General features: G+C 70.7%; 17 protein-coding genes. 8 read left to right on the top strand and 9 right to left on the bottom strand.

The window, feature by feature from the left end:
* The first annotated feature begins 41 nt into the window (after positions 1–41).
* Positions 42–1,079 carry an ABC transporter substrate-binding protein gene (locus ACIO3R_RS11090; RefSeq protein ID WP_385036786.1) on the top strand — a complete coding sequence of 346 codons (1,038 nt, stop codon included), beginning with the start codon at positions 42–44 and terminating at the stop codon, positions 1,077–1,079.
* An 89-nt stretch (positions 1,080–1,168) separates the two neighbouring features.
* Here ACIO3R_RS11090 and ACIO3R_RS11085 read toward each other — a convergent pair whose 3' ends face one another.
* Positions 1,169–1,486, bottom strand: coding sequence for a hypothetical protein (locus ACIO3R_RS11085; RefSeq protein WP_402105150.1), 318 nt, complete (start codon positions 1,484–1,486; stop codon positions 1,169–1,171).
* 235 nt (positions 1,487–1,721) lie between these two features.
* Between ACIO3R_RS11085 and ACIO3R_RS11080 the strand changes: the two genes are divergently transcribed.
* Positions 1,722–2,537, top strand: a complete 816-nt coding sequence (locus tag ACIO3R_RS11080; RefSeq protein ID WP_402105149.1) for a PepSY domain-containing protein — start codon at positions 1,722–1,724, stop codon at positions 2,535–2,537.
* Between the two features lie 66 nt (positions 2,538–2,603).
* Here ACIO3R_RS11080 and ACIO3R_RS11075 read toward each other — a convergent pair whose 3' ends face one another.
* Positions 2,604–4,511: an ABC transporter ATP-binding protein gene (locus ACIO3R_RS11075; protein WP_385036792.1), complete on the bottom strand. Its 1,908-nt coding sequence runs from the start codon at positions 4,509–4,511 to the stop codon at positions 2,604–2,606.
* A 476-nt stretch (positions 4,512–4,987) separates the two neighbouring features.
* On the opposite strand from ACIO3R_RS11075, the gene ACIO3R_RS11070 reads away from it, so the two are divergent.
* Both ACIO3R_RS11070 and ACIO3R_RS11065 read left to right on the top strand, forming a co-directional pair.
* Positions 4,988–5,149, top strand: a complete 162-nt coding sequence (locus ACIO3R_RS11070) for a hypothetical protein (protein WP_164494445.1) — start codon at positions 4,988–4,990, stop codon at positions 5,147–5,149.
* A 305-nt stretch (positions 5,150–5,454) separates the two neighbouring features.
* A complete protein-coding gene (locus tag ACIO3R_RS11065; protein ID WP_402105146.1) occupies positions 5,455–7,332 on the top strand; it encodes a SpoIIE family protein phosphatase in 1,878 nt (625 codons plus the stop codon).
* A 64-nt stretch (positions 7,333–7,396) separates the two neighbouring features.
* Here ACIO3R_RS11065 and ACIO3R_RS11060 read toward each other — a convergent pair whose 3' ends face one another.
* The 5 genes from ACIO3R_RS11060 to ACIO3R_RS11040 all read right to left on the bottom strand — a co-directional run bounded on the left by ACIO3R_RS11060 (position 7,397) and on the right by ACIO3R_RS11040 (position 14,503).
* On the bottom strand, positions 7,397–8,362 hold the full coding sequence (locus ACIO3R_RS11060) for an ABC transporter substrate-binding protein (protein WP_385035020.1): 966 nt from the start codon (positions 8,360–8,362) through the stop codon (positions 7,397–7,399).
* A 1-nt stretch (position 8,363) separates the two neighbouring features.
* Complete coding sequence (locus tag ACIO3R_RS11055) at positions 8,364–10,331, bottom strand: ABC transporter permease (RefSeq protein WP_402105279.1); 1,968 nt, start codon at positions 10,329–10,331, stop codon at positions 8,364–8,366.
* Between the two features lie 88 nt (positions 10,332–10,419).
* Complete coding sequence (locus tag ACIO3R_RS11050; RefSeq protein WP_402105144.1) at positions 10,420–11,469, bottom strand: glycine betaine/L-proline ABC transporter ATP-binding protein; 1,050 nt, start codon at positions 11,467–11,469, stop codon at positions 10,420–10,422.
* Positions 11,466–13,004 carry a GMC family oxidoreductase gene (locus tag ACIO3R_RS11045; protein ID WP_385035026.1) on the bottom strand — a complete coding sequence of 513 codons (1,539 nt, stop codon included), beginning with the start codon at positions 13,002–13,004 and terminating at the stop codon, positions 11,466–11,468. The genes ACIO3R_RS11050 and ACIO3R_RS11045 overlap by 4 nt, the downstream gene beginning before the upstream one ends.
* Before the next feature lie 14 nt (positions 13,005–13,018).
* On the bottom strand, positions 13,019–14,503 hold the full coding sequence (locus ACIO3R_RS11040) for an aldehyde dehydrogenase family protein (RefSeq protein ID WP_385343216.1): 1,485 nt from the start codon (positions 14,501–14,503) through the stop codon (positions 13,019–13,021).
* A 413-nt stretch (positions 14,504–14,916) separates the two neighbouring features.
* Here ACIO3R_RS11040 and ACIO3R_RS11035 point away from each other — a divergent pair, with 413 nt between their 5' ends.
* Together ACIO3R_RS11035 and ACIO3R_RS11030 are read left to right on the top strand one after the other, a co-directional pair.
* Positions 14,917–15,774 carry a class I SAM-dependent methyltransferase gene (locus tag ACIO3R_RS11035; RefSeq protein WP_402105142.1) on the top strand — a complete coding sequence of 286 codons (858 nt, stop codon included), beginning with the start codon at positions 14,917–14,919 and terminating at the stop codon, positions 15,772–15,774.
* 135 nt (positions 15,775–15,909) lie between these two features.
* Complete coding sequence (locus ACIO3R_RS11030; protein ID WP_402105140.1) at positions 15,910–16,647, top strand: SAM-dependent methyltransferase; 738 nt, start codon at positions 15,910–15,912, stop codon at positions 16,645–16,647.
* Between the two features lie 139 nt (positions 16,648–16,786).
* On the opposite strand, the gene ACIO3R_RS11025 is transcribed toward ACIO3R_RS11030, so the two are convergent.
* Positions 16,787–17,995 carry an MFS transporter gene (locus ACIO3R_RS11025; RefSeq protein ID WP_385035034.1) on the bottom strand — a complete coding sequence of 403 codons (1,209 nt, stop codon included), beginning with the start codon at positions 17,993–17,995 and terminating at the stop codon, positions 16,787–16,789.
* A 599-nt stretch (positions 17,996–18,594) separates the two neighbouring features.
* On the opposite strand from ACIO3R_RS11025, the gene ACIO3R_RS11020 reads away from it, so the two are divergent.
* Positions 18,595–19,245: a fasciclin domain-containing protein gene (locus ACIO3R_RS11020; RefSeq protein WP_385035036.1), complete on the top strand. Its 651-nt coding sequence runs from the start codon at positions 18,595–18,597 to the stop codon at positions 19,243–19,245.
* 123 nt (positions 19,246–19,368) lie between these two features.
* On the opposite strand, the gene ACIO3R_RS11015 is transcribed toward ACIO3R_RS11020, so the two are convergent.
* Positions 19,369–19,677, bottom strand: coding sequence for an RskA family anti-sigma factor (locus ACIO3R_RS11015; RefSeq protein ID WP_385035038.1), 309 nt, complete (start codon positions 19,675–19,677; stop codon positions 19,369–19,371).
* Positions 19,678–20,420: 743 nt separating this feature from the next.
* Here ACIO3R_RS11015 and ACIO3R_RS11010 point away from each other — a divergent pair.
* On the top strand, positions 20,421–21,986 hold the full coding sequence (locus ACIO3R_RS11010) for a DUF4331 domain-containing protein (RefSeq protein WP_385035040.1): 1,566 nt from the start codon (positions 20,421–20,423) through the stop codon (positions 21,984–21,986).
* Positions 21,987–22,045: the final 59 nt, after the last annotated feature.

Raw genomic sequence — 22,045 nt, 5'->3', positions numbered from 1 at the left:
CCTCCCCTCCGGGGAACCCTCTTCACAAGGACGTGAACCAGATGCGTATGTCCCCTCGGATCCCGGCACTCGCCGTCGCCGGAGCGCTCGCCGCGGCGAGCCTGACCGCCTGCGGAGGCGACTCCACCTCCGCGTCCGGCGACAAGAACGACAGGGTCAAGATCATGGTGGGCGGCCTGGACAAGGTCATCTACCTGCCCGCGATGCTCACCGAGCGGCTCGGCTACTTCAAGGACGAGGGCGTCGCCGTCCAGTTGCTGACCGAGCCCGCCGGCGTCCAGGCGGAGACCGCGCTGGTCTCCGGCGACGTACAGGGCACCGTGGGCTTCTACGACCACACCCTCGACCTCCAGGTGAAGGGCAAGCACGTCCAGTCGGTGGTCCAGCTGTCCCAGGCCCCGGGCGAGGTCGAGATGGTCTCGAACAAGGCGGCGGACGACATCGCCTCGGCCAAGGACTTCAAGGGCAAGAAGCTGGGTGTCACGGGACTCGGCTCCTCGACCGACTTCCTGACGAAGTACCTCGCCGTGAAGAACGGCGTGCAGACCAGCGAGTTCACGCCCGTCGCGGTCGGAGCCGGCCAGACGTTCATCTCCGCGCTCCAGCAGGGCTCCATCCAGGGCGGCATGACGACCGACCCGACCGTGGCCACCATCCTCGACAAGAAGCTGGGCCGGATCCTCATCGACATGCGGACCCCCGAGGGCTCCAAGAAGGCGCTCGGCGGGCTCTACCCGTCCTCCAGCCTCTACATGCAGACCGAGTGGGTCAACGCCCACAAGGCGACCGTGCAGAAGCTGGCCAACGCCTTCGTGAAGACCCTGAAGTGGATGTCGACGCACAGTGCGGACGAGATCGCCGCGAAGATGCCGGCCGACTACGCGCAGGGCGGCGGCGCGGCCCTCTACGCGCAGTCCATCAAGAACACCCTGCCGATGTTCACCACGGACGGTGTGATGCCCCCGGACGGGCCGGCCACCGTCGAGCGGGTCCTCAAGGCCTTCAACCCCAACCTCAAGAACGCGGACGTCGACCTCTCCAAGACGTACACCACGGAGTTCGTCAAGAAGGCGAACTGACGAGTCACTGACACGCGCCGACAGCCGCCCGCGCGCTCCGTGCGCGGGCGCGTCGGCATGCACCGCTTCTGACGACTGACGGACCGCGGCTACTCGGAGGGGGTTTTCCCGGCCTGCCGGTCCGGCTCCGGGAGCGCGGTCGGAACCCTGGCCGCGGAACCCAGCCGGACGGCCTCCACCACGGCCTCGTGCAGTGCCCGGCTGTCCTCCTCGGAGGAGCAGGAGACGGGGCTGCCCGACATCGTGAACCAGTCGGCCGCGCCGGTGTACTGCACGGTGATCTGTGCCGTGTCGTCGGCCCATGTGGTGTGGACGGTCAGGTCGCCGGACAGCGGGCCTACCTCCTCGGTGAGCACGCCGCCGTGCCCCGAATACACTCCGCGAGTCGTCCAGGACGCCCAGGTCATGTATCCAGGCTCGCACCAAAACGGCCGGATCGCGACCCGCCGGAGCCAATATCCCGTGGCACGCGGGCGATCGGACCGCCTCCGGTCGCACCGTCCCGGACACTCCGCGCGACTGAACGAAACTCTCCGTACCCCGGCGCCGCGGTCCCCGCCCGGTGTGGAAGGGGGGGTTGATCGGGTGACTCCGACCCGTCATCCCACATGCCGGAGCCGCACGGCGGTTAGGCATGCCGGCATGACATGTGATCCCCGACCGAAGAACACCGGCCTCTTCCGTGCCCACCGCCTCCGCGCGGCCGGCGCCGCCTGCGTCGTCCTGACCGCAGCCCTGCTCACTGGCTGCGGCCAGGACAGCGGCAGCACGTCGACGGGGACGGAGACCTCCGAAGCCGCCCGCGCCGTCCCGGAGCGGACCACCTCCACCTCGCCCAGCCCGAGCGCTTCGCTGACCAAGGACCAGCAGAAGCGCAAGAAGCTGCTGGACTCCACCAAGATCACCTTCGACAAGGCCGTCACCACCGCAGAGGGGGCCGTCGCGGGAAGCAAGCTGATCGAACTCGATCTGAAGGCACCGGGGAAGGACACCGGCGCGTCCGCGTCCGCGAGCGCCTCCCCGTCCGGTGCCAGCTCCTCACCGAGCGGCTCCAGCGCGTCCCCCTCCGTAACCGTCTCTTCCCCGTCCGCCAGCCCCGCCTCCACCGGCCCGGAATGGGTCGCGTCCGTCGCGGCCAAGGACGGCACCGAGCACACCGTGCGCATCGACGCGGTCACCGGCAAGGTGCTCCAGACCGTCGAGGACCAGGGTCAGGACGCGCAGGAGAAGAGCCGGACCGCCGAGCGGATCGCCAAGGCCACCCAGACGCCCCAGGAGGCGGCCAAGACCGCGAAGGACAAGGCCAAGGGCACCGTGACCTCCGTCGACCTGGACGACAACGACAAGAACGTCCTCGTCTGGTCCGTCGACGTCGTCACCAAGGACTGGAAGGAGACCGAGGTCGACGTCGACGCGGCCAGCGGCTCCGTCACCGGTGAGCACGTGGACAACGACTGACACCTCCACGCCACGTCGTCCCACGAAAGCCGCCCCCGGTCCGCACGGACCGGGGGCGCCCCCCTGTCATTCGGCCGGCACGGTCTCCGTCTCCGGGTGCGCCCCGTCCTCGGCCGGCGACTCGAACTGGGTCCGGTACAGCTCCTCGTACCGACCGCCCAGGGCCAGCAGTTCGGTGTGCGTACCGCGTTCGGCCACCCGCCCCTCCTCGATGACCAGGATCAGGTCGGCCGCCCGTACGGTCGAGAGCCGGTGGGCGATCACCACGGCGGTGCGGCCCTCCAGCGCCTCGGCCAGCGCCTCCTGCACGGCCGCCTCCGAGGTCGAGTCGAGGTGGGCGGTCGCCTCGTCGAGGATGACGACCCGCTGCTGGGCCAGGAGCAGCCGGGCGATGGTCAGCCGCTGACGCTCACCACCCGAGAGCCGGTAGCCGCGCTCGCCCACCACCGTGTCGAGCCCGTCGGGCAGCGAGGCCACCAGCCCGTCCAGGCGGGAGCGGCGCAGGGCGTCCCAGATGTCCTCCTCGGTCGCTCCGGGCCGGGCGAGCGTGAGATTGGCACGGACCGACTCATGGAAGAGGTGCCCGTCCTGAGTGACCATGCCGAGCGTCTCGCGGATCGACTCGGCGGTCAGATCGCGTACGTCGACACCGTTCAGCCGCACGGAGCCGGTATCGGCGTCGTACAGCCGGGGCAGCAGCTGGGCGATCGTCGACTTGCCGGCGCCGGAGGAGCCGACCAGAGCGACCATCCGGCCGGGTTCGGCACGGAAGGAGACCTCGTGCAGGACCTCCGTACCGCCCCGGGAATCTAGTGTCGCGACCTCTTCGAGGGAGGCGAGGGAGACCTTGTCGGCGGACGGATACCCGAAGGAGACCCCGTCGAACTCCACCGACACCGGCCCCTCCGGCACCTTGCGGGCGTCCGGCTTCTCGGCGATCAGCGGCTTCAGGTCGAGGATCTCGAAGACCCGCTCGAAGCTCACCAAGGCGCTCATCACCTCGACCCGGGCACCGGCCAGCGCCGTCAGCGGGGCGTACAGCCGGGTCAGCAGCAGGGCGAGCGCCACGACCGCGCCCGGTTCCAGACTGCCGCGCAACGCGTAGTAGCCACCGAGTCCGTAGACGAGCGCGAGCGCCAGCGCGGACACCAGGGTGAGCGCCGTGATGAACGTCGACTGCGCCATCGCCGTGCGGATACCGATGTCCCGGACCCTGCTGGCACGGGCGGCGAACTCGGCGGACTCGTCGGCCGGCCGACCGAAGAGCTTGACCAGCGTCGCGCCGGGGGCCGAGAAGCGCTCGGTCATCTGGGTGCCCATGGCGGCGTTGTGACCGGCGGCCTCGCGCTGCATCCGGGCCATCCTGGAACCCATCCGCCGCGCGGGCACGACGAACACCGGCAGCAGGACGAGCGCGAGCAGCGTGATCTGCCAGGAGATCGTGAGCATCACCCCGAGGGTCAGCAGCAGCGTCACCAGGTTGGACGCCACACCCGACAGCGTGTTGCTGAACGCCCGCTGCGCCCCGATGACATCGTTGTTGAGCCGGCTCACCAGGGCGCCGGTCCGGGTGCGGGTGAAGAAGGCGACCGGCATCCGCTGGACATGGTCGAAGACCGCCGTGCGCAGGTCCAGGATCAGCCCCTCGCCGAGCGTCGCCGACAGCAGGCGGGTCAGCAGACCGAGCGCCGCCTCGGCCACGGCGATGACGGCGATCAGCAGGGCCAGCCGGATCACCGTCCCGCTCTCCTTGCCCTGCACGATCGCGTCGACCACCCGGCCCGCCAGCACCGGTGTGGCCACCGCCAGCAGGGCGGTGACCACACTCAGGACGAGGAAGCGGTAGAGCTCACGGCGCCGCGGCCGGGCGAAGGAGGCGATCCGGCGCACGGTGGCCCGGGAGAAGGGCCTGCGGTCCTGTTGGGCGTTCATCGCGCTGTGCAGCGATGACCAAGCGGTGACTTCCATACTCATGCGGTGCCTCCGGGAACGAGTCGGTGCTCCCGATGGCCGGACACGGCCAGGGGCGCAGAGAGAACGCTAGGATCTCAAGCTGACTTGAGGTCAACCGCCCTCTCCGCGCCCGGCGCGGGATCCTGGGCCGGGCGAGATCCACTGCCTGACCCGGCGGGGATTCCCATGCCGGTGTCGGCCGTCTCGACGAGCGAGCAGGGTGTGCACATCCACTGTCCGCCGCGGCACCGGTCCCACTGGGCGTACTGCTGGGCGGCGCCGACCAGCGGTGCCCGACCACCCGGATCCGGGTCTCGTCCTGATCCGGTGTCGCGTGCCACAGCGGCGGAGGATCGGGAGCGGGGGCCGGACGAGGCCGCTCCGGTGCAGAACGACCACTCCTCGGTGCCGCCCACGGCTCCGGCGGCGGACCACGTAGAATCGGCCCCTGTTTCCGGCCGAACGATGGCGTACCCAACCGATTGAGGCAGTTCGACGTGAGTTTCACAGACAGTTCCGAGGCACCGATCTACGCCGGTCTCGTGGAGGAGCACGGGGACGTCCTGGCGGAGGTGCGGCGAGTGGCTGAGGAAACTCTGCGCGAGGCCGACCGGGCCGTCGACTTCAGCGATGTACGCAGGTCGGCGGCGTACCGCTAGGGCCTGTATGGGGTTGTCACGCGGAAGGAGGAGCGGGGCTGGGTGCATGCGGTCGCAAGGCGCCGGAGCGCTCCTGTAGCGGAGCCACCAGGGCGTTTCGGCAACGCTGCGAGCGCGCGTGCCCGGCCCCGTGACGCCGCGGGACAACCCCATACAGGCCCTAGCAACTGACCGGCCCCCATTCGGGCGGCACCGCCCCCGGCCCCCGCCACCCCGTCGATCTCCCGTGCCACGGCACCCGGCAGCACCGGTGCCGTGCGCCGCCATGTCCTCTCGCACTGCGGACCGGGCTCCCCCGTCGGAGCATGGAACGAACAGTCGGCGACGGACTCGGGACGAAGGGATGCCGGATGGGTGGTGAACGGCATGAACCGTCGCCGGACGAGTTCGAGGCCGAGCTGGACCAGATCGCCGCGCTGAACCGTTTGGATGCCGCTCCTCCGGCACCACCCGACGACCGGGGACCCGCCGCCGACGGCACCCGGTCCGGCGAGGCGGCCAGGCGCCGCGACTCGCTCCTGCTGTCCGCCGGTCACACCGCCGCGGAGTCCGACTCGCTCGACGAGACGCTGAGGCTGGTGGCCGGGCTGTACACGCCTGAGTTCCCCCTGGACGGCCAGTGCGTGTTCGACGTCCGCGACGGGTCCCTCAGCGCTCTGGCGCAGTACGGATTCAGGCCCGGCGGCGGAGTCGACCAGGGATTCCGGATGCCGATGACCACCGGCTACCCGGCAGCCGAGGCCGCCAGGACCGGCCGGGCGGTGTTCCTGGCCTCGGCGCGGGAGTACCGCAGCCGCTTCCCGGCCACCTGGCACATGTCGGCCCGCAAGAACCGCGAGGCATGGGCCTTCCTGCCGCTCGTGACCGCGGGGCGGGTCGTCGGAGTGTGGCTCGCGGCCTTCCGCTCCCCGGTGGCCTTCACGACGAGCGAGCGCGCCCTGCTGACCGTGACCGGCCGGATGATCGCCCAGGTACTCGAACGCGCCCGCGCCAGCAGGGCGGAACTGGCCCTCTCCCGGGGCCTGCGCCGCAGCATGCGCACCGCGAGCCCGGCACTGACCGGCCTCAGCGTCGCGACGCGCTACGTGCCGACCGGGGGAGGCCTCATGGTCGGCGGGGACTGGTACGACAGCATCGACCTGCCGAGCGGCCGCCTCGCCCTGGTCATCGGCGACGTGCAGGGACACGATGTGCACGCCGCGGGGCTGATGGCCCAGCTGCGTACGGCCGTGCACGCCTACGCCGCCGAGGGGCACGGCCCGGACGCCGTACTGGCACGGGCCTCCCGCTTCCTGACCACCCTCGACGACGACCGGTTCGCCACCTGCATCTACATCGAGGCCGACCCGTCCACCGGCGACCTGCACATCGCGCGGGCCGGCCACCCGCACCCGGTGCTGCGCACACCGGACGGCACCTGCCTGATCAAGCACATCAGCGGCGGGCTGCCGCTCGGACTGATGCCGGGCGAGGAGGACTACCCCGTCGACATCCTGCGCCTGCACGACGGCGAGGTACTGCTGCTGTGCACGGACGGCCTGATCGAGAACGGCGGCCATGACATGTACAGCGGGTGGGTACGGGTGCGCGACGCGTTCTCGCCCGGCCCCGTCGAGGACCTCGAAGGGATGGCCGACCGGCTCATGGCGGCCGTGCTCAGCCCCGAACCGGGCGCCCGGGAGGGCGCCGCCGCACGCGACGGCGACGACATCGCCCTCCTGCTCCTGCGCCGCGACTCCGGACAGCCGCGCGCCGAGGTGAACCAGCGCCGGCTGGTGCTGACCATCGGCCAGGACCATGGCGAGGGACTCGCCGAGGCGCGGGCCGAACTGAAGGCGCTGCTGCACGACTGGGCGCGGCCCGACCAGGTGGACACCGCGGTGCTCCTGGCGACGGAACTGCTCGGCAACGTACTCGTGCACACCGATCAGGACGGCTCACTCACCGCGTCCGTCACCGGTGAGACCGGCCGGCGCCGGCTGCTCGTCGAGGTCATGGACCGCGGCGACGAACTGCCTCACCAGCGGACTCCGGTCGAACTTGCCTCTTCCGGCCGGGGGTTGCTGCTCCTCGACATCCTGGCCGACCAGTGGGGTGTGCGACCCGAACCCGAGGGCAAGACCGCCTGGTTCGCGCTCACCGAGGCGTCCACGGCCGAGACCGGGGGCGGCGCCAAGGCCTGAGCACAGGAGCCGGCCGGGCCGCCCCCGGCGGGGCAGGCCGACCGGACGGGAGCAGACCGTGTCGTCAGCGGGGGATCCAGGCCCGCCACTCCCGCTCGTTCTCGTCGACCCACTTCTCCGCCGCGTCCTCGGGCGACAGCTTCTGATCGGCGATCATCAGGGCGACCTCGTTCTGGTCCTCGGTGCTCCAGGAGAAGTTCTTCAGGAACCCGGCCGCCTTGCCGCCGCTGCCTGCGAAGCGGGCGTTGAGGTACTTCTTCAGCGGCGTCTGCGGGTAGGCGCACCTGATCTTCTTCGCGTCGGCGTCGCAGCCGTCCTTGTACGGCGGCAGCTTCACCTCCGTCATGGGCACCTTCTCGAACAGCCACTGCGGCTTGTACCAGTAGGAGAGGAAGGGCTTCTTCTCCTTGGCGAACTGATTGATCTGCGTGATCTGCGCGGCTTCGGAGCCGGAGAACACGACCTGGTAGTCCAGGCCGAGATTCTGCACGAGCGCCTTGTCGTTGGTGACGTAGGACGGGGAGCCGTCCAGCAGCTGGCCCTTGCCCCCGCTCTCCGCCGTGCGGAACTGTTCGGCGTACTTGTTGAGGTTGTGCCAGTCCGTCACGTCGGGGTGCTTCTCGGCGAAGTACGTCGGGACGAACCAGCCGATGTGACCGGTGACCCCGAGCTCGCCGCCCGGACTGATCGTCTTCTTGTCCTTGACGTACCGCGCCTCCTGGTCCGGGTGGCCCCAGTCCTCCAGGATCGCGTCCACCCGGCCCTGACTGAGGGCGTCCCAGGCGGGCACCTCGTCGATCTGGACGGTGTCGACGCGGTAGCCCAGCTCGTGTTCGAGGAGGTACTGGGCGACCGCCACGTTCGCCTGGGCGCCGACCCACGACTGCACGGACAGGGTCACGGTCTTCGCGCCCTGCGCGTTGGCGAACGGCGAGGACTGCTGGGTCATGTCGGCCGCGCCGCAGCCGGCCACGGCGACCAGGGCCGTGGCGGAGACGAGAGCGATGAGCGGAGTACGCGGACGAGCCATGTCAGGCCCCCTTTCCGGAGTGGCGCCTCGTCGGCTGGGTGACGCGGTCGAGCGTCAGGCCGAGGAGGACGATCGCGGCGCCGGCGACCAGCCCGGTCGCGAGGTCGCCCTGCGCGAGGCCGAACACCGCGGAGTAGCCGAGCGCCCCGCCCCCGACGAGACCGCCGATGACGACGACGGCGAGCACCAGGACGACGCCCTGGTTGACGGCGAGGAGCAGCGCGGGGCGTGCCAGCGGAAGCTGGACCTTCAGCAGTTGCTGGACGCCGGTCGCGCCGAGAGAACGCGAGGACTCCATGGTGACCGGGTCGACGCCGTTCAGGCCCTGGGTGGTGATGCGCACGACGGCGGGCAGCGCGTAGATGACCGCGGCGGCCACCGCCGGTGCGCGGCCGACGCCGAACAGGGCGACGACGGGGATGAGATAGACGAACTGCGGCATCGTCTGGAACACGTCCAGCACGGGACGCAGCAGCCGCTCCACCCGTTCGCTGCGGGAGGCGGCGATCCCGACGGCGAAACCGGCCACCAGGGTCACCGCGACACCGGCCAGCACCTGGGAGAGCGTGTCGAGCGCCGGGTCCCAGACACCGAGCACCCCGATGGCGCCCATCGCGAGGACGGCGGTCACCGTGGTGCGCCAGGTGCCGATCAGCATGGCGAGCACGGCGATCAGCAGCAGCACGGACCACCAGGGCAGCCATTGCAGTCCGTCGCGCACCGGGTCCAGCACCCAGGTGGTGAAGCGGCCCGCCCAGTCCGCCGTGCCGCCGACGACCGGGACGCCGGAGTACAGGTGGTCGGTCATCCAGCCGACGGCCCGGTTGACGGGTTCGGCGACGGCGACCGTCCAGCCGCCCGGCCAGGTCGTCCCGGAGGCGAGGCGTGCCACGACGGCGACGATCACGGTGCCGGCCGCGGCGACGGCCCAGCCCAGCCGGGCCGATCCGGTCCGCGGAGCGGTGTCGAGCCCGTTGCCGGCCGCGCCGGTGACCCGGTCGAGGACCACGGCGAGCAGCACGATCGGGACCCCGGCGGCCAGCGCGGCGCCGACGTCGACGGAGGCGAGCGCCTGGTACACGCGGTCACCGAGACCGCCGGCGCCGATCACGGAGGCGATGACGGCCATCGAGAGGGCCATCATGATCGTCTGGTTGAGACCGAGCAGCAGTTCCTTGCGCGCCAGCGGGAGCCGGGCCGTCAGCAGCCGTTGCCGTCCCGTGGCACCGAGCGAGGCCGCGGCCTCCATGACGCCCGCGTCGGCGCCGCGCAGCCCGAGAGCGGTCAGCCGGGCCATCGGCGGCGCCGCGTAGACGACGGTCGCCAGCACGGCGGCCGGCACACCTATGCCGAAGACGAGCACCACCGGCAGCAGATACGCGAAGGCCGGCATCACCTGCATGGTGTCGAGCACCGGCCGCAGCATGCGGAAGACCCGCTCCGACAGCCCCGCGGCCAGGCCGAGGAGCGCTCCGAGCGCCACGGAGACCAGGACCGCGACGACCATCAGCGCGAGGGTCTGCATGGTGGGCACCCACATGCCGAGCAGCCCGCAGCAGAGGAAGGCGACGACGGCGGACAGCGCGAGCCGGACACCGGCCACCCGCCAGGCGATCAGTCCGACGGCGGCCGTGACACCGGCCCAGCCGGCGGCGAGCAGGACCAGGTAGACGCCCCGCACCGAGAGCACGACGCCATTGCTGATGTGCCCGAAAAAGTACAGGAACAGCGGGTGCGTGTCGCGATTGTCGATGATCCAGTCGCTGACCCTGCCGAGCGGACCGGTGAGGTCGACGGTGAGATCCCCGGGCCAGGCGCCGCCACCGACGAGGAAGGTGCCGAGCACCAGCAGCGCGACGGCCGCGGCGAGCAGGAGCGCGGTGCGGTGCCGCACGAGGGAGCCGGTGGTTCCGGAGGAGCCGAACCCGGTGGGACGCGCGGTGGTGGTGGTCGCGGTCATCGCGGGCACCTCCCGCTCGTGGCGGCGGGCATCGCGTCCGGCCGCGGGCACGGTGTGACATGGCGGCCCGGCGGGGCCGGTGAACGGGTCATCCGCATCACGCGGCCTCCTTCACGGCCGGGATCCCGGCCACGACGCCGAGCAGGCACGCGTGGTCGACCACGCCCAGGCAGCGGCCCCCGTCGACGACCCGCGCGGTCTCGCCGGTGCGGACGACCGCCTCGATGGCCTCGGAGACGGTGGTGCCCGGTGTGAGCGCCGGGCCCGAGACGCTCTCCGCGCCGTCGGCGGGGCGCATCGCCGCCCGCACCGTCAGGACCTGTTCGCGCGGGACGTCGCGCACGAAGTCCCGGACGTAGTCGTCGGCCGGTGAGCCCACGATCTCCTCCGGAGTGCCCAGTTGCACGATCCGGCCGTCCCGCATCAGCGCGATCCGGTCGCCGAGCTTCAGCGCTTCGTTCAGGTCATGGGTGATGAAGACCATCGTGCGGCCCTCCTCGCGGTGCAGGCGCACGACCTCCTCCTGCATGTCCCGTCGGATGAGCGGGTCCAGGGCGCTGAACGGCTCGTCGAACAGCAGCACTTCGGGATCGACGGCGAGTGCCCGCGCCAGCCCGACCCGCTGCTGCTGACCGCCGGAGAGCTGCCCGGGGCGGCGATCCTCCAGTCCTTCGAGGCCCACCTTGGTAATGAACTCCGCGGCCCGCGCACGCCGTTGGGTTCGGCCCATGCCCTGGATCTCCAGCCCGTACGCGACGTTGTCGACGACCGAGCGGTGCGGCAGCAGCCCGAAGTGCTGGAAGACCATGGCGGCGCGGTGGCGGCGCAGTTCGCGCAGCCGTCCGGCGTTCATCGACAGCACGTCCTCGCCGTCCATGGTGATCTCGCCGGACGTCGGCTCGATGAGCCGGGTGAGGCAGCGTACGAGGGTGGACTTCCCGGACCCGGACAGACCCATCACGACGAACACCTCGCCCTTGCGGACGTCGAACGAGACGTCACGCACGGCGGCGGTGCAGCCGGTACGGCTGCGCAGCTCGGCGCCGTCGAGCTCGGCGAGTTCGGTGTCACCGGGCACCCGGTCGGCCTTCGGACCGAAGACCTTCCAGAGGTTGTTCACGGAGAAGACGTGTGGCGGTGTGTTCATCGGTCATGACCCCCAGTAGTGGCGCCGAGCAGATCCGCGCATTTCTCCCCGACCATCAGCACCCCGATCATCGGGTTGACGGTCGGCATGGTCGGGAAGACCGACGCGTCGGCGATCCGGACGCCGTCCAGGCCGCGGATCCGCAGGTCGGGTGCGACCACGGCGAGCGCGTCGTCGGCCGCACCCATCCGGCAGGTTCCCGCCGGGTGGTAGACGGTGTGCGCGACCCTGCGCGCGTACTCGCTCAGATCCTCGTCCGAGGTGACCTCGGGCCCCGGGCAGACCTCGCGCTTCAGCCAGCCGGCCAGCGGTTCCCGCGCGGCGATCTCGCGGGCGATCCTTATCCCGTCGACGAGCGTCCGTCCGTCGTAGTCCTCCGCGTCGGTGAAGTAGCGGAAGTCCAGGGCGGGTTTGACCTCGGGATCGGGGCTGGTCAGATAGAGCCTGCCGCGGCTCCTCGGCTTCGGGATGTTCGGCGTCATGGACACTCCGTGCTCAGGACGCTCGTACCCGAGCCGCTCCGGATTGTCCGTGAACGGGATCTGGTAGAAGTGGAACATCAGGTCGGGCCCGGGGCTCTGCGGGTCCCGCCGTACGAACAGGCCGGCGTCACTGTCCATCGCGGAGTTCTCGGGGATCGGCCCGTGTGTCTCCCAGACGATGACCGACTCGGGGTGGTCGAGCAGGTTCTCGCCGACACCGGGCAGGTCGTGCAGCACGGGTATGCCGAGCTTCTCCAGCTCCGCGCGGTGGCCTATCCCGGAGTGCATCAGCAGCCGGGGCGTGTCCACCGCGCCCGCGCACACCACCACTTCGCGCCGGGCGCGTACGAGCCGCTCCTCGCCGTCCGCGGTCCGCACCCGTACGCCGGTCGCTCGGCGGCCGTCGAGCTCCAGCCGGAACGCCCAGGTCTCCAGCGCGATATGGAGGTTCGGCCGGTCGAGGAAGGGATGCAGATAGGCGACAGAGGCGGAGGAGCGCTTGTTGTTCTCGGGGTGGTAGGCAAGGTCGAAGAACCCCACACCGTCCTGGAAGGGCGCCTTGTTGAAGCCCTCGACGCGCGGGACCCCGAGCGCCGTGCGGGCCGAGTCGACGAAGTCGCGCGCGATGGCGTTGCGGTCCGCCTCGTCGACGGGGACGATGTTGTTGCGCAGCCGGTGGAAGTACGGGTCCATCGACGAGGCGTCCCAGCCCTCCGCGCCGGCCGCGGCCCATTCGTCCCAGTCGGACGGCAGCGGCCTGAAGGCGATCAGGGTGTTGTGGGACGAGCATCCGCCGAGCACCCTGGCCCTGCTGTGCCGGATGTTCGAGTTGCCCCGGGGCTGCTCGGTCGTCGGGTAGTCGTAGTCCAGCTCACCGCCGAGGAGGCCCATCCAGCGGCGCAGGGTCAGGACGTCGTCCCGTCCCACGTCGCTCGGCCCGCCCTCGATGAGGGCGACGGTGATGTCGGGGTCCTCGGTCAGCCGGGACGCGATCACCGAACCCGCGGTGCCGCCGCCGACGATGACGTAGTCGTAGTGCGTCATGTGCTCCATCGCCTCTGCTCCCGTCAGCCCGCGAACCAGCGCACCGGGCGCGGGGCGAGGTTCTGGTAGATGTGCTTGGACTCGCGGTACTCGGCGAGACCCGTCGGCCCCAGTTCCCGGCCGATGCCGGACTTGCCGAAGCCGCCCCACTCGGCCTGCGGCAGATAGGGGTGGAAGTCGTTGATCCAGACGGTTCCGTGGCGCAGCCGGGCGGCCACCCGGCGTCCGCGGCCGGTGTCCGCGGTCCACACGCCGCCGGCCAGCCCGTACTCCGTGTCGTTGGCGAGAGCCACGGCCTCGTCCTCGGTACGGAACGTCTCTACGGTCAGGACCGGTCCGAAGACCTCCTCGCGCACCACGCGCATGGAGCGGTCGCAGTGGTCCAGCACGGTGGGCCGGTAGAAGTACCCGGGCCCTTCGGGGCGCTCGCCGCCCGCCCGCAGCACCGCACCCTCCTTCAGCGCGGAGTCGACGAACTCCTCGGTCCTGGAGAGCTGTTGCGCGGAGACGAGCGGACCGCACTCGACACCCTCGTCGGTGCCGCGGCCGATACGGATCAGCTCGGCGCGCCGGGCGAGTTCGGTGACGAAACGCTCGCGCACCGACTCCTCGACGATCAGCCGTGATCCGGCGGAGCAGACCTGGCCGCTGTGGATGAAGGCGGCGTTGAGCGCCTGGTCGACAGCGGTGTCGAAACCCTCCTCGGTGGCGCAGGCGTCCGCGAACACCACGTTGGGGTTCTTGCCGCCGAGTTCGAGCGCGACTTTCTTGACCGAGTCGGCGGCGGCCCGCATCACCTTCGTTCCGCTGGCTAGGCCACCGGTGAAGGAGACCAGGTCGACACCCGGGTGGTCCGCGAGCCGGGCGCCGACGGTGGCGCCGGGGCCCGTGACGATGTTCGCCACCCCGGTCGGCAGTCCGGCCTCGACGAGCAGCGCGATGAGCGCGACCGTGGTCAGCGGGGTGATCTCGCTCGGCTTGATCACGAAGGTGTTGCCGGCGGCGAGAGCCGGAGCGATCTTCCAACTGGCCTGGAGCAGCGGATAGTTCCACGGAGTGATGAGCCCGCAGACGCCGACGGGTTCATGCACCACGACACTGTGGATCTCCTCGGACCCCGCATCGACGACCCGCCCGCCGCTCTCGTTCATGACGAGGTCGGCGAAGTAGCGGAAGGCGTCGCGCACGCAGTCCACGTCGACCCGGCCCTCTTCGAGCGTCTTCCCGGCGTCACGGCACTCCAGAGCACCGATCCGTTCCCGGTCGCGCTCCAGGAGACCGGCCACGCGCCTGAGCAGCGCGGCGCGCTCCGCGACGGGCGTGCGCGGCCAGGGGCCCGCGTCGAAGGCGGCCCTGGCCGCGGCCACGGCGGCGTCCGCGTCCACGGTGCCACCCTCGGAGACGACGGCGAACGCGGTCGCGTCGACGGGATCGAGGATCTCGCGCGTGGCGCCGGATGCGGCGGCTCGCCACTCTCCCGCTACATGGATCGTGTGTTGTGCCGACACGTCGTGTGCTGCCCTTTCGATGGCCGTTCGTCCGCCGCCGGGGGAACCCGGCGGTCTGGCCCTCTTCCCCGGAAGGCCGAAGCCATGCGTGGCGGGCGGCGCGAAGTGACCCGGCTCACGGGATCCGCACGTCAGGACGGGGGTGCCGTCGACGGAGAGGGGTCCGCGACCGGGGTACCGGACCCCCCTGCGGCACGGCGCGGAACAGCCGCTGATTCGTCCACCGTTGGTGACCGCCCCACTACCCCCTGCACTGTTTAGGTCAAATATCTGGAAAGTCCATATATAAAACTATTTGGGTAACGTAGTGATTGCTCTGCCGGGCCGCGGGGATGACCGTCCATGACCCCCGCGGACCCACGCGGAGTCTCCGGGCCCCGACCGGGATCCGACCGTAAGGAGTGGAAGCAGCCATGGCGGACGAGCAGTACGAGGTGCCGGACAACACCGCGGTGCGGGTCGCACTCTGGCGGGCGATGCACGTCCAGGCAGACGCGGAGCCACACGTGTTCGAGGACGAGATCGGCCTGCGGCTGGTGGCGCCCGACGAGGAGTGGCGCAGCCGCCCGGACATGGACCCGCGCGGCACCAGCGGGTTCCGGGCCTCCATCGTGGCCCGCGCCCGCTTCATCGAGGACATGGTCGCCGAACAGATCGACCACGGCGTCGACCAGTACGTCATCCTGGGGGCCGGGCTGGACACCTTCGCCCAGCGCCGGCCGGATACCGCCTCCCGGCTGCGGGTCTTCGAGATCGACCAGCCCGCCACCCAGGCCTGGAAGCGCCGGCGGCTGATCGAGCTCGGCTACGGGATCCCGGACCGGCTGCGCCTGGTGCCGGTCGACTTCGAGGCGGGTGGTGACTGGTGGCGGGAGCTGGCGGACGCCGGCTTCGACACGGACCGGCCGGCGCTCGTCGTCTGCGCCGGTGTCACCGTGTACCTCACCAAGGAGGCCACCGCGGCGACCCTGCGCCGGCTCGCCGGGCTGGCCCCCGGCTCGACGCTCGCCATGACGTTCATGCTGCCGGCCGAACTCGTCGATGACGCCGACCGCGCCGAACTGGAGGCGACCAAGCCGCGGGCGCGGGCATCCGGGACGCCCTTCATCAGCTTCTACACCCCGCAGGAGATGCTCGCACTGGCCCGCGCCGCCGGTTTCGCGGACGCCCGGCACGTGTCGGGAACCCGGCTCGCCGAACGCTACTTCGCCGATCGGACCGACGGATTCCGCCCGTCGAGCGGAGAGGATCTGCTCGTCGCCACCATCTGAGGCCCGCTCGGGCCGCGTTGCGGGGCGCGGCTCCGGTCGGGCGGGACCCACGAGTCCGCAGAAGCCTGGTTACGTCGTCGTGCACCGGGCGGAAAAGCAGATGCACGTGGCACCCGGCGCTGTCACGATGCGCCGGTGAACAGAGAAGAGAGCTCCAGAATCGCGCACACCCACCACCCGATCAAGTCCCCGCTCGACGACGAGTCGGTACGTCAACTGCTGGACCGCGGCATCACACGCGGCGACGAGCGCGTCCTCGACCTCGGCTGCGGTGGCGGGGAGTGGCTCCTGCGCGCGCTGTCCGCCCGGCCGGACGTGCGGGCCGAGGGCGTCGACATCTCCGAGGCCGCCCTGGCGCAGGCCCGTACGCGCGCCGCCGGACTCGGGGTGGAGGACCGCCTGGTGCTCCACAACCGGCCGGCCGCCGACTTCGTCTCCCCGCACAAGTTCGACCTGGTGCTGAGCTTCGGGGCCGCCCATGCCTTCGGCGGACTGCTCCCGACCCTCGCGGCGGCACGCGAGCACCTGGCTCCCGGCGGGCGCGTTCTGGTCGGCGACGGGTTCTGGGACCGCGAGCCCTCCCCGGAGGCCGTCGAGATGCTCGGTGACTTCGCCGACCTGGCGACGACCGTGGACCGGGTCACCGCCGACGGCTGGACGCCCGTCCACGGTCACGTCAGCAGCCGCCAGGAGCTGGACGACTACGAATGGGCCTGTTGGGGGACCCTGGCCGACTGGGCGCTGGACCACCCAGCGGACCCGGACGGCGCGGAGACGCTCGCCCTGTCCGTCACCCGCCGAACCGAATGGCTGCGCGGCTACCGCGACACCTGGGGCTTCGTCAGCCTGGTCCTGCGCCGCACCTCCGACTGAGCGGGAGAGGGCGCGGAACCGAGACCCGCGCCCCGGGGTGAGGGCGCCCCGCGACGGCATCCCCGCCAGGGCGACTCGCGGCTACGGGGTGGGAGCCGGCGTCCCGCAGGCCCGGAGGAAGGTCTGTCCCGCTGGGTGCTCACGCCCCCGACGGCGGCCTGAGCGCCGCGTACGTTCCCGCGCCGGCCGCCAGCAGCAACACGCAGCCCGTGAAGACGAGTCCGGCCTCGCGCAGCCCGAGCCAGGTGGCCATGGCGCCGACCCCCACCACCGGTACCGAGATCCCGGTGTACGCGACGACGAAGAAGGCCGAAATGGTGCCGCCGCGATGCTCCGCCGGGGCAGCACCGCTGACCAGGGTGAGCGCCGCACGGAAGGCGAGGCCCTGTCCGGTGCCGCCGCACAGCGCTCCCAGGACCAGCAGGAGCAGGGATTCGGCCACCAGCGACGACGCCACCAGCAGCAGGCCGGCCATGAGGATGCCGCAACCGGCCGGGAGCGCGCGGCGTGCGCCGATACGTCGCGTCAGGGACTGCCCGAAGGTCGAAGCCAGGAACACGGAGAACACCACGGCCCCGGTGACGGCCACGTTGTGCACGCCCAGCGTCTGCGAGGCGAAGCTCGGCGCGACCGCCGTGAACAGCCCGAGCAGCGCGAAGCCGGCGAACGCCGCCAGCGAGGCGGGCACGAACACGCCCCGCACCTCGGGCGGCACCGCCACGCCCTGGGGCGTCGGACGCGGCCACCGCTTCGGCTCCGCCACGGTCTCCGGCAGGAACCAGGTGATCCCGGACGCCACGGCCACCAGCCCCAGATGGACCCAGAACGGCAGCGTCAACGGCCAGGGCGTGTACTGCGCGAGGAGCCCGGACAGCAGCGGTCCGCAGCCCAGGCCCCCCATGTTCGCGGCCGTGGCGGCGAACCCGGCCCGCGCCTTCTGTGCGGGCGCGGCCAGTTCGATGACCGCCGCCGTCGCCGCGCCGCTCAGCAGCCCCGCCGCGAAGCCGGACAGCAGCCGTCCCGCGAAGAGCAGCGGCAGACCGCGTTCCAGGAGGAAGCACCCGGCACTCGCGGCCGACAAGGCCATGGCGCACAGAAGTACGGGTCTGCGGCCGACCTTGTCCGAGTAATTGCCCGCCACGAGCAGCACGGTGATGACCGCGACGGCGTAGACGGCGAAGACGACGGTCACCATCAGCTCGGAGAAGCCGATCTGCTTCTGATAGAGCCCGTACAGCGGCGTGGGCAGGGTGGTACCAGCCATCCCGATGGCGAACACCACCGCCGCGGCCAGATATCCCGGTCGCCGGTCTCTACTTGCGTTCAGTTCATGCTCACGAACGATCACGAATGTCACCCTATGATCGGCCGCCCGGTGAGTCGGCGCTCGGCGCGAGGACGCGCACGACTCAGCCATTCGACTCGGGTCCGCGGGGACGGTCCGCGGTGGGCCGCGGCCGTGGGCAAGGCGGCCCTCGAAGAGGCCACGCGAGGGTTCCTGGAGCAGGTGGACCGGGCGGCCGGTCTGCCTCCCGGAGCAGCTCGGAAGGGCCTGCGCGGCAGGGGCGATGAGTCCTCTACAGGCACCGACCCATGCCTGTCCGCGTTTCCGGGAATCTTCTACTGATCGAGTGATTGACCAATCCGCCGGGCGGTCGGCACCGAACCAGTTGCGTGACGATCCCCCGGACCACCTCGATCCACAACGTGCCGGCCGCGCCGAGCGGCACGACCGCCGGCTGCGCCGAGCGCACGGCGGCCGAGCCCGCCTCCGCTGCTCGAGCCGCCGGCCGAACCGGTGAGGTCCGGACCGGAAACACATCAGAGCTCTTCCCGACAGTGCAGGCGGTTGGCACTCGGTCGTCCTGACCGGCCGCCGCCCGTCGCAGACGCAGCCGTCGGCTGCGACCTCTGTCGCACTCCCCGCATTCCATCAAGGAGAACACCATGAACGCCCTTCGCTACCGTCGCGCAGCCGTTGCCGTCGCCGCTGCCGCCGTGCTTCCGCTGGCGCTGACCGCGTGCTCGGACGACAGCTCCGACAAGGCGTCCGACAGCAAGTCCAGTGCGGCTGCCGCCGCTCCGGAGGCCTCGGACCCGGCCACCGCCGACTCCGCCTCGATGGACAAGCCGTTCGGTCCGGCCTGTGCGGGCGTCCCGAAGGAAGGCGCGGGCAGCTTCGACGGCATGTCCAAGGACCCGGTGGCCACGGCCGCCTCCAACAACCCGGACCTGTCCACCCTGGTCACCGCGGTCAAGAAGGCCGGCCTGGTCGACACGCTCAACAACGCCAAGGACATCACCGTGTTCGCGCCCACCAACGACGCCTTCGCGAAGATCCCGAAGGCCGACCTGGACAAGGTGCTGAGCGACAAGGCGACGCTCACCAAGATCCTCACGTACCACGTCGTGGGCCAGAAGCTCACTCCGAAGCAGCTGGAGAACGGCAGCTTCGACACGCTGGAGAAGACCAAGCTCACCACCGCCGGTTCCGGTGAGTCGTACAAGGTCAACGACAGCGCCGGCGTGGTGTGCGGCAACGTGCCCACGTCCAACGCCACGGTCTACATCATCGACACGGTCCTGATGCCCAAGTAGCCGCGGGCGAAGCCAGACAGCCGCCCCGCTGCGGACCCGGCCGGAATCAGCCCCCCGGTCCAGGCCCGCAGCGGGGCTTTCCCGTGCCGTGCACCCCGGGCGGGCCCGAGCCCCGTACCCCGGTCACCGGAGCGTGCGGCGCGGCAGCCGCACGGCCACGTGATGGCGAAGCCGCCGGGCCAGATCGCTCGTCCTGCGCCGCCACGGCGGCTGCCTCGGCGTGGCGCGGACGATGTCGAGTACGCGTCCTTTCAGGGCCGCGGGCGGAGTCGCCGTCGAGGCCATCCCCAGCCGGGCGGCGGTCGCCCGGAACTCCTCGCATTCACGGAGGCACGCGGGGCATCCCGCACAGTGCGCCTCGACGGCCGCGCGTTCCCGTTCCCGCAGCGCGTCCAGTGCGTACGCGCCGGTCAGCATATGAACGTCGGACACCAATTCCTCCTGTGCTTACGGGACAGCTGAGTCTCGGATCCGTTGATTTCCGGTTCGGGGCGGATATCTGCGCGCGAGGCGGAATCGAAAAAGGTCACGCCGAACCGCGGCATCGGCTTTTCGGTCACCCGAATGCTCGATCGCCGGATATGTGTTGACGCGACTGAAGGTGTCTCTGCCCGAATTCCTCTCCGAAGCTGTCCCGGGTGCTGTTTCCTTCAGTGGTTTCCGAGTGATTCGTAGCTGGGTCCGCCCCGGATTGCCTCCTGGTGGAAACTGGTGAAGATCCGGCGAAACTCCATGGCGTTCAGGTGATTTACGGACTTCGCGACAGACCGTCCGGGTGAACGCGCGTGCTGCCGTGGTGAACGAGTGGTTGCCGCTTATTGCGAAAGGCTCGCAATAAGCGGCGGATAGCGCTTCCGGCCCATTCGGGCGTGGTGTCCACCGCCTATTTACCGCAGTTCCGGCTGGTCGCATTCGGGTGTTCAGCTGCGGTTATGCATGCAGGGGAACGTATTGCCGAAAACCTTTTTCGCGCATATGTGAATCCCTGCCGGAGAAATGTGGTTCGCTATCGCTCCGACGATCGGCGAGGGCATCGCCCCCGCGAAAGGCGCGCGGAATTCTGTCCCGCGTCCGGGGTCGTCGGCCCGTTCCGCCCATCCCATGGATCGCTCCGTACCCGCACCTGCGCCCCGGCCAGGCGGTGCCGCGGTGATCCCTTGTCGAGAGGACCAGTCTTGACGTCCCCCACTCCGAGGCCGCGCAGCCGGCGCGTCCTCGACCACTCCCTCGTCGTCCTCGGTGCCGGTGCGCTGGCCACGGGGCTCGGCATCCTCACGCTCGCACCCGGAATCAGTGCGGCCTCCAGCCACCGCGAGGCCCCGCTGATCGCCGGTGACCCGCGGGCGGACAACACCGACGTGTACGCGTTCACCAGCCCCGACCGCTCCGACACGGTGACGCTCGCCGCCAACTGGATCCCGTTCGAGGAGCCCAACGGGGGCCCGAACTTCTACCAGTTCGCCGATGACGCCCGGTACAACATCAAGATCGACAACACCGGTGACGGCAACGCCGACATCACGTACAGCTGGCGCTTCCGCACCATCACCCGGGACGCGGGCGGTCAGTTCCTCTACAACACCGGCCCCGTCACCTCGCTCAACGACCCGGACCTCAACATCCGCCAGGTGTACGACCTCACGGTGACCACCTCCCGCGGCACCTCAACGGTGCTGCGCGGGGCCCCCGTTGCGCCGTCGAACGTCGGCAAGGCGTCCATGCCCGACTACGCCACCCTGCGCTCGCAGGCGGTACGCAACGCTCCGGGCGGCAGCAAGGCGTTCGCCGGACAGGCGGAGGACCCGTTCTTCGCCGACCTGCGGGTCTTCGATCTGCTCTACGGCGGGGACCTCAGCGAGCGCGGGCAGGACACCCTCGCCGGGTACAACGTCAACTCGGTCGCACTCCAGATCCCCAAGAAGGACCTGGCACTGCGGGGCAACGCCACCCGCAACCCGGTCGTCGGGATCTGGTCGACCACCGAGCGCCGCGGCGTCCAGGTGACCGACTCACGGACCACGAGCGCCCACACCGACTGGAAGCAGGTCTCCCGCCTCGGTAACCCGCTCGTCAACGAGGTCGTCGTCCCGCTCAAGTACAAGGACGCCTTCAACACCCTCAACCCCAGCCAGGACCGGACCGTCCAGCCGGTCGTGGACAAGGTGCTGGACCCGATCCTGCCGAAGCTGATCCAGAAGGTGTACGGCGTACCGGCGCCCAAGCCCCCGCGCAAGGACCTGGCGGAGATCTACCTCACCGGCATCTGCAAGGCCTGCGGACCGATCAAGGCCGATCTGAACGCGCACCGGCTGAACAAGGACGCCCCGCTCGGGAAGATCGTCCCGGCCGAGGAACTGCGGCTGAACATGGCCGTACCGCCCACCGCGAAGCCCAACAGGCTCGGTGTCCTCGCCGGGGACCTGGCCGGCTTCCCGAACGGCCGCCGGCTCGCCGACGACGTCATCGACATCTCCCTCCAGGCGGTCGAAGGAGCCGCCCAGACCGGCAAGCTCGTCCCCGCCCTCGCGGCCGGCGACAAGGTCGACGCCAATGAGGTGCCCTTCGGAACCCGCTTCCCGTACCTGGCGCTCCCGCACTCCAAGAGCGTCAACAGCGGCCCGTCCGGCCGCGCCCGGCAGTCGGCGATGACGCCGTCGCACGCCGCCGCGATCGGCACCGCGGGCATCGCCCTGCTCGGTGTCGGAGGACTGCGCCTGCGCCGGCGCCGCGCCACGAGCTGACCGGCCACCCCTGCTCCAGGGGTGATCCCGGGTCACACCGGTGTCCGGGCCGGTCCCGC

Origin of the sequence: Streptomyces sp. NPDC087428, assembly GCF_044744085.1 — a bacterium.
Classification (GTDB): Bacteria; Actinomycetota; Actinomycetes; order Streptomycetales; family Streptomycetaceae; genus Streptomyces.
The sequence above is the reverse complement of the archived record's forward strand: the minus strand, read 5'-3'. Positions and strand labels throughout refer to the sequence as shown.